At 71.9% G+C, this 8,492-nt stretch carries 6 protein-coding genes and 1 pseudogene; all 7 read left to right on the top strand.

All coding sequences use genetic code 11. The annotated features are described in order from the left end of the window. A pseudogene (locus HMPREF3086_RS08380) lies at positions 1-706 on the top strand (hypothetical protein); the annotation flags it as partial. Between the two features lie 4 nt (positions 707-710). After that, positions 711-1,928, top strand: a complete 1,218-nt coding sequence (gene manA / locus HMPREF3086_RS08375) for a mannose-6-phosphate isomerase, class I (protein ID WP_070721314.1) — start codon at positions 711-713, stop codon at positions 1,926-1,928. Positions 1,929-2,009: 81 nt separating this feature from the next. After that, a complete protein-coding gene (gene ahcY / locus HMPREF3086_RS08370; RefSeq protein WP_061915266.1) occupies positions 2,010-3,476 on the top strand; it encodes an adenosylhomocysteinase in 1,467 nt (488 codons plus the stop codon). Between the two features lie 26 nt (positions 3,477-3,502). Beyond that, on the top strand, positions 3,503-4,216 hold the full coding sequence (locus tag HMPREF3086_RS08365; RefSeq protein ID WP_232303067.1) for a dTMP kinase: 714 nt from the start codon (positions 3,503-3,505) through the stop codon (positions 4,214-4,216). Positions 4,217-4,307: 91 nt separating this feature from the next. Beyond that, positions 4,308-4,988, top strand: a complete 681-nt coding sequence (gene mtrA / locus HMPREF3086_RS08360; RefSeq protein ID WP_061915297.1) for an MtrAB system response regulator MtrA — start codon at positions 4,308-4,310, stop codon at positions 4,986-4,988. Continuing rightward, the gene (gene mtrB, locus HMPREF3086_RS08355) at positions 4,985-6,712 is read left to right on the top strand and encodes an MtrAB system histidine kinase MtrB (protein WP_070721313.1); all 1,728 of its coding nucleotides are present in this window, start codon (positions 4,985-4,987) and stop codon (positions 6,710-6,712) included. Before mtrA ends, mtrB begins: the two co-directional genes overlap by 4 nt. Next, positions 6,709-8,445, top strand: coding sequence for an LpqB family beta-propeller domain-containing protein (locus HMPREF3086_RS08350; RefSeq protein ID WP_061228041.1), 1,737 nt, complete (start codon positions 6,709-6,711; stop codon positions 8,443-8,445). The genes mtrB and HMPREF3086_RS08350 overlap by 4 nt, the downstream gene beginning before the upstream one ends. Positions 8,446-8,492: the final 47 nt, after the last annotated feature.

The raw sequence follows: 8,492 nt of genomic DNA, 5'->3' as shown, positions 1-8,492 counted from the left end.
CGCCGGCCGCGGGGCCGCGGTGATCGTGGACGTGCCTCGCGAGGGGCTGGTCTCCGAGGCGGGCCGGGGGCGCGCCTCCTGGCTCGAGCCGCTGCCGTACCTACCCCCGCACCGCGGCGTACTGCGTCACCTCGCGGCCGGCATGGCGGTCCTCACCGCACTCGGGGCGCGGGGACTGGACGTGGGTGCCGCCGCCGACGCCGTCGACGTCGAGCTCGAGGGGATCGGGCCCGAACTAGCGACCCCGGTCAACCCGGCCAAGCTGCTCGCGACGTCGGTCGCCGGCCGCGACCCGCTCGTGTGGATCCACGCGGACGCGGTCTCCGCGGCCTGTTGCGATCGCGCGGTCGCGGCGTTCTGCGACGCGGGCCGGATCACCGCGGCCTCGTCGGTCGGGGACGCCGTGCGTGCCGGCGCCGAACGTGCGCAGGGGCGCCCGCCGGTGGATCCACTGGCGGACCTTTTCCACGATGAGGAACTTGACGGGCCACGCGAGGACATGCGCGTGCGATACCTCGGTATGGTGTTGAACGCGGACGAGGACATCGTCCGGCTGGCCGCGGGCCCGCTCGCGGACGTCGAGTGGGTCACCGACCGCGGTCGGGACACGGTCGGCGACGCCCCGGCCCCGTTGAGCGGAAAGGTGGCCGCGCACATGGCACGCACGGAGCTGTCCGCCGCCTACCTCCTCGTCGGAGGTCTGTAGGTCCGTGGTCGCCCTAGAACCGGTGGTCCAGGCCTACGCCTGGGGCTCTCGGACCGCCCTCCCCGAACTGTGCGGGACGGCCTCGCCGTCACCGCACCCCGTGGCCGAGCACTGGTTCGGTGCCCACGACTCGGGATCCTCCCTGTGCGCTGACGGACGGGCGCTCGACGCACGGATCGCCGACGACCCCGAGAAGGAACTCGGCGCCCGCGTCCTGGCCGAGCACGGCGGGGGACTGCCGTTCCTCGTGAAGCTGCTCTCGGCCGAGCAGGCGCTGTCCCTACAGGCGCACCCGTCACCGGAGAAGGCGCGCGAGGGCTACGCCGCGGAGGACGCCCGGGGGATCGCCGTCGACGCCGCTGACCGCAACTACCGCGACGCCAATCACAAGCCCGAGATCCTGGTCGCCCTGACTGAGTTCCACGCGTTGGTGGGATTCCGCCCGGTCGAGCGCACGATCTCCCTGCTCGACGCGTTCGACGTGGACTCGCTGCGGCCCTACCGCGACATGCTCGCCGGGCAGCCCGACGCCGAGGGCCTGCGCGCGGTGTTCACCACGTTCGTCACGATGCCCCACATCGTGCTGGCCGACGTCGTGTCCGACCTCGTGGCCCGGGCCGTGTCCTATCTGACCGTGAACGGGGTCGACGCCCCGTGGTCCGCGGTCGCCACGACGGTGGCGGAGCTCGCCGAGCGCTATCCCGCGGACCCCGGCGTCCTGGGCGTCCTGCTGCTCAACCGGGTGGTCCTGCAGCCGGGCGAGGCCGTGTACCTGGGACCCGGGCAGCTGCACGCCTATCTGCGCGGCGTCGGGGTGGAGGTCATGGCCAATTCCGACAACGTGTTGCGTGGCGGACTGACCCCCAAGCACGTCGACGTGCCCGAGCTGATGCGGGTGCTCGAGTTCGGCCCGCTGGCCGACCCCACCGTCGACGCGATCCCCGCCGACCGCGGTATCCCCGGTGAGGTCGACTACCCCACGCCCGAACCGGATTTCGCGCTGTCGCGCATCGACCTGCCCGCCGGACGGCTCGTGACCTGGCGACCCGACGGGCCGGAGGTGCTGCTGTGCACCTCGGGCGAGGCGCAGGTCGACGAGGACGGTGCGGGGGAGGTGCTCCGGCCTGGGCGCGCGGTGTGGGTGCCGGCCTCGACGACGCGGGTGTGCCTGCAGGGTCTCGACGGGACGACCGTGTTCCGCACCCGCGTCGGCGACCGGTGACGGGGCCGACGCGCGAAGAGGCGCTGCCGCTAGTGTGGGGCGGAGATCTTTCGAGAGTCAACGAGGAGCTGGTCGAAGAACATGTCCGCTGATCTGCAGGTTCAGTCCGTCAACGGTGTCGAGTTCAAAGTGGCGGATCTGTCGCTGGCGGAGGCGGGGCGCAAGCAGATCCGTCTGGCTGAGCACGAGATGCCGGGCCTGATGGCGTTGCGTGAGGAGTACGCGGCCGAGCAGCCCCTGGCCGGCGCCCGGATCGCGGGGTCGATCCACATGACGGTGCAGACCGCTGTGCTGATCGAGACGCTCACCGCGCTGGGCGCGGAGGTCCGGTGGGCCTCGTGCAACATCTTCTCCACCCAGGACGAGGCCGCCGCCGCCGTGGTGGTGGGGCCCGAGGGCACCCCCGAGTCACCGCAGGGTGTGCCGGTGTTCGCGTGGAAGGGCGAGACCCTGACCGAGTACTGGTGGTGCACCGAGCAGATCATGACGTGGCCGGGCACCGAGCCGAACATGATCCTCGACGACGGTGGTGACGCCACGATGCTCGTCATTAAGGGCAAGGAGTTCGAGCAGGCCGGCGCCGTGCCCTCGGACGACGCGTCCTGGTCGGCGGAGGAGAAGGTCTTCCACGCGCTGCTGCGCGAATCGGTTCCCGCGAATCCGGGCAAGTACACGGCGATCGCGGAGTCGGTGAAGGGCGTGACGGAGGAGACCACCACCGGCGTGCACCGGCTGTACCACTTCCACTCCGAGGGCGTGCTGCCGTTCCCGGCGATGAACGTCAACGACGCGGTGACCAAGAGCAAGTTCGACAACAAGTACGGCACCCGTCACTCGCTGCTGGACGGCATCAACCGCGGCACCGATGCCCTGATCGGCGGCAAGAAGGCCCTGGTGTGCGGTTACGGCGACGTGGGCAAGGGCTGCGCGGAGGCGCTGGCCGGTCAGGGTGCGCGTGTGCAGGTCACCGAGATCGACCCGATCAACGCGCTGCAGGCGATGATGGACGGGTTCGACGTGGTCACCGTGGACGAGGCCATCGCCGATGCGGACATCGTCATCACCGCCACGGGCAACAAGGACATCATCACCTTCGAGCACATGAAGCGGATGAAGAACAAGGCCATCCTGGGCAACATCGGCCACTTCGACAACGAGATCGACATGGCCGGGCTCGAGTCCGCGGAGGGCGTCACCCGCATCAACATCAAGCCGCAGGTCGACGAGTTCGTCTTCGACGACGACGGCCGCTCGATCATCGTGCTCTCGGAGGGACGCCTGCTCAACCTGGGCAACGCCACCGGGCACCCGTCGTTCGTGATGTCCAACAGCTTCTCCGACCAGGTGATCGCGCAGATCGAGCTGTTCACCAAGGCCGACCAGTACCCGATCGGGGTGCACCAGCTGCCCAAGATCCTCGACGAGAAGGTCGCCCGCCTGCACGTCGAGGCTCTCGGCGGCACCCTGACCCGGCTGGCCAAGGACCAGGCCGAGTACATCGGCGTGGACGTCGAGGGTCCCTTCAAGCCCGACCACTACCGCTACTGAGCTCACCGACGATGAGTGCACGGCCGATGAGTGCACGGCCGATGGGTGCGCGGCCGGGAGGCGCACGGCTCGTGGTCGTCGAGGGGCTCGACGGAGCGGGCAAGAACACGTTGACGACCCGCCTCGTCGCCGAGCTCGGCGCCCGCGGGCTCTCGGTCGGCCGGCTGGCGTTCCCGCGCTACGGCACCCTCCACGCAGACCTGGCCGCCGACGCCCTGCACGGCGGTCAGGCCGGGGCGGCGGACTCGCCCCACGCGATGGCGCTGCTGTTCGCTCTGGACCGACACGCCGCGCTCGACGCGCTCACCGGACTCGCCGTCGCCCACGACGTTGTGCTGCTCGACCGGTACGTGGCCTCCAACGCCGCGTACACCGCCGCACGGCTCGGCCCGGACCGCGAGGCCGAAGTCGTCGAGTGGATCGGCGCGCTCGAGTTCGACCGGCTCGGGCTGCCGGCCCCGCATCTGCAGCTGCTGCTCGACACCCCCGTCGAGGTGGCCGCCGAGCGGGCCGGTTCCCGCGAGGTCGCCGACCCGGGCCGTGCCCGCGACCGCTACGAACGCGACGCGGACCTCCAGGCGGCGACCGGGGAGGTCTACCGCCGACTCGCGGCGGCCGCGTGGCGGTCGCCCTGGCGCGTCCTCGGGGCCGATCCCGCGGTGCCGGAGTTGGCCGACCTCGTCGTCGACCCCACCCCGGAGCCCGCGCCGCACCCGCGATCGCGCGGGGTGGCCGGGTAGTCTCTGAAGCGGCAGGAAGACGACCCACGGTACGTACCGGCGGTCGTGCGCCTGACGATGCCGACCCGACACGCCGACACAAGTGGTGACCATGACCCCCAAGATCCTCGTCGTCGACGACGACGCCGCGCTGGCAGAGATGCTCACCATCGTCCTGCGGGGCGAGGGGTTCGAGACCGAGATCGTCGGCGACGGAGTCCGGGCCATCGAGACGTTCCGCGCGGTGCAGCCCGACCTGGTTCTGCTGGATCTCATGCTGCCCGGGAAGAGCGGGATCGACGTGTGCCGGGAGATCCGCGCCGAGTCCCGGGTGCCGATCGTCATGCTCACCGCCAAGACCGACACCGTCGACGTGGTCCTGGGCCTGGAGTCCGGTGCGGACGACTACATCATGAAGCCGTTCAAGCCCAAGGAGCTCGTCGCCCGCATCCGCGCGCGCCTGCGCCGGGGCGAGGACGAGCCGAGCGAGGTCTTGCACATCGGGGACGTCACCATCGACGTGCCCGCGCACACCGTCACCCGTGACGGCACGCCGATCCCGCTGACCCCGCTCGAGTTCGACCTCCTCGTGGAACTGGCCCGCAAGCCCCGTCAGGTGTTCACCCGTGAGGTCCTGCTGGAGCACGTGTGGGGCTACCGTCACTCCGCCGACACCCGTCTGGTCAACGTCCACGTCCAGCGCCTGCGCGCGAAGATCGAGAAGGACCCGGAGAACCCCGAGGTCGTCCTCACCGTCCGCGGCGTCGGCTACAAGGCGGGCCCGGTCTCGTGACGACCGCTCGTCCCGACGACGCGGCGGCGTCCACCGGGGACGAGCGCGACACCCGGGACGCCGGCGACGCGAACCCGACCCTGCGCGAACGACTGTCCTCACTGGACCCCGCCGCGCTGGGCGTGCGGATCGCGCGCATGTGGCGACGCTCCCTGCAGCTGCGGGTCGTCACCTCGACCCTCGCGTTGTCGATGGGCGTGATCCTCACGATCGCGTTCATGCTGCAGAGCCAGATGGCCGCCCAGCTGCTGTCGACCAAACTCGACGCCGCCATGGAGCAGGCCGGCCGGCTCCGCCTCACGGTCGAGGCGCAGATCGCCGCGACCGACGAGGGCACCAGCGAGCAGTCGCGGCTCGACCAGGCGCGCAGCGCCATCAGTGAGCGCGGCGTCGCCTCCGGCGGCGACTCCGTCCACGCCGGCACGTTCGACCCCATCCTCGTCGTGCCCGACCAGACGGGCCGCGGGCAGGTGGTCAGTCCCGCCGAGGCGGAGGTGCCGCCCGAACTGCAGTCCCTCGTCCAACGGGGACGCATCGCCTACCAGTACGTCACCGTCGACTTCCGCGGCGAGCAGGCCAAGGCGCTCATGCTGGGCACGCCGACCGACTCGTCCATCCCCGGGCTCGAGCTCTACCTCGTGTACCCGCTCATCGCCGAGGAACAGACCCTCGGCATCATGCGGGGGATCGTCGCCACCGCCGGCCTGGCGATCATCGTGCTGTCCGCGGCGATCGCGTGGATCGTCGCCCGGCAGGTGGTGCTGCCCGTCCGGCAGGCGGCCTCGATCGCCCAACGCTTCGCCAACGGCCACCTCAAGGAGCGGATGGTCATCCGCGGCGAGGACGACGTCGCGCGCCTGGCCATGGCGTTCAACGACATGGCCCAGAGCCTGTCCGACCAGATCACCCAGCTCGAGGAGTTCGGCGACCTGCAGAAGCGGTTCACCTCCGACGTCTCCCATGAGCTGCGCACGCCGCTGACCACCGTCCGGATGGCCGCCGACATCATCTCCGATTCGGCCGAGGACCTCGACGCCCCCACCAAACGCGCCGTGGAGCTGCTCGAGTCCGAACTCGACCGCTTCGAGAGCCTGCTCACCGACCTGCTCGAGGTCTCGCGCCACGACGCCGGCATGGCCGAACTGTCGACGGCCGAGCTGGACGTGCGCACCGCCGTCAGGGACGCGGTCGGCACCGTCGCCCACATCGCCGAGGCCGCGGGCGTCGAGGTCGAGATCGACATGCCCGACGAGCCGGTCATGGCCGAGGTCGACTCCAGGCGCGTCGAGCGGATCCTGCGCAACCTCGTGGCCAACGCGCTGGACCACTGCGAGTCCAAGCCCGTGCGCGTCACCCTCCGCGGCTCCGACACCGCCCTCGCGGTCTCCGTCCGCGACCACGGCGTCGGGCTCAAACCCGGCGAGGAGACACGCGTGTTCAACCGGTTCTGGCGCGCCGACCCCTCCCGGGTGCGCCGCTCCGGCGGCACCGGCCTCGGACTGGCGATCGCCCTCGAGGATGCCAAGCTGCACGGCGGCCGGCTGGACTGCTGGGGCAGCCCCGGCGAGGGATCATGTTTCCGGCTCACCATCCCGCGCCGGCGCGGCAGCACGCTCACCTCGAGCCCGCTGCCGCTGACGCCCGAGGACGAGGCGCGGCTCGTGTCCACCGGCTCACCGACCCCGCTCGAGCGGGGCCCCGGAACGGCGGAGGACACACCATGACCCGACCCCGGCTCCTGACGGTCGCCGTGACACTGGCCTGCGCCACCGGACTGACGGCCACCGGCTGCGCCACGCTGCCCTCGTCGTCGTCGCCCCAGGTCATCGGCACGTTCGCGCCGGAGGGCGACGACCTGGCGATCCCCACCCCCGTGCCCGACCAGGAACCGGACCTCCTGGTCCGGGATTTCCTCAAGGCGGCGGCCATCGCCGACCAGCGGCACGCCGCCGCGCGCCAGTTCCTCACCCCGGAGGCCGCGGAGACCTGGGACGACCTGGCCGAGACCATCATCGTGCTGCGCGCCGACCTCAGTGCGGAGGGCGGCCGCTCGGCCGACCGCGCCGAGTACACGCTCCGCGCGGAGAAGGTCGGCTCACTCGACCCCGGCGGCATCTTCCGCGAGGACGTCGGCCAGCTCGAGGTCACCATCGGGCTCACCCGCACCGACGGACAGTGGCGGATCGACGAACTGCCGCCGGGAGTCGTGATCGAGAAGGCCGAGTTCTTCTCCACCTACGCCCAGCGCGAGCTGTTCTTCCTCTCCGGCTCCGGCGAAGCCCTCGTCCCGGACCCCCGGTGGACGGCCGCCGACCGCACCGACCTCGAGTACTCCCTCGTCAACCTCCTCGCCACCGGCCCGCGCGCCGGTCTCACCGACTCCGTCCTGTCCAGAGTCCCCGCCTCCGTCTCCGTCCGCCCCGGCGAGGAAGACGGCGCAGACGTCCCCGGCACCACCATCGACTTCGCCGGGCTGCCGGTGCTGAGCAGTCAGGCCACCACCCAGTTCGCCGCTCAGGTCGTGTGGACCCTCGCGCGCGCCGACGTCCCCGGGCCCTACCGCCTCGAACGCGACGGCGCGCCCCTCGACGAGCGGTACGCGAACGGGTGGACCACCGAGGACGTCCGCGACTTCGACCCCTACCCGCCGGCCGAGCCCATGCGCTACGCGCTCACCGCAGCCGACGGGCTGGTCCGACTCGAGCCGGGCGGCGCCCGCCCGGCCGGCGGACCGTGGTCCGAGGTCCGCGGGGGCAGCAGCGCCGCGGTGTCCTACGACGGGCGCGTCCTCGCGATGGTGGTCGGCGACGAGGCGGCGGGGACCAGCCGGCTCCTCGTGGGACCGATCGACGGCGAGCCCACCGAGGTCCTCACCGCGCGGAGCGTCGCCGGACCCACGTTCCACCCGGTCGACGGCCGGGCGTGGGTGATGGTCGACGACACGCGCCTCGTCCGCATCGGGATGGGGCGCGGCGGCCCCGACGTCCGGGAGATGGAAGCCGGCCCGATCCGGTCCCTCGGCGGCCGGGTCACCGCCCTGCGCATCGACCAGTCCGGCACCCAGATGGCCGTGGTCGCCGACGGCAAGGTGTTCATCGGCTCACTGTCCGCCGAGACGGGGCAGCCGCTCGCCGGCACCTTCCGGCAGGTCGGCCGCGCACTCGGGGAGACCGCCACGTCCGTGGCGTGGCGTGACCGCTCGACGATCGTCGTGGCGCGCGACACCACCGAGGCGCCCGTCGCGACCGTCTCCGTCGACGGGGCCATCGCGGAGCCGCTGTCCCAGCGCAACATCTCCGGACCGGTGACCGCCGTGGCCGCGGCCGGACGCGAGATCTACGTGGTGGACCGGCGCTCCCTGCTGCGCCTCGACACCGGCGCCCAGACCGGGGACAGGTACTGGCGGGAGATCCCCGGACTGGCCGCGATCCGCGCCGACCCGGTGGTCGCGGGCTGACCCGGTGACCGCCGGGGACGAGGGCGCGCCGCCCTCCGGACGCGCCA

It is taken from the genome of Dietzia sp. HMSC21D01, assembly GCF_001815995.1.
Lineage (GTDB): Bacteria > Actinomycetota > Actinomycetes > Mycobacteriales > Mycobacteriaceae > Dietzia > Dietzia cinnamea.
Note: the sequence above shows the minus strand (reverse complement) of the source record. Positions and strands in the feature narration are given on the sequence as shown.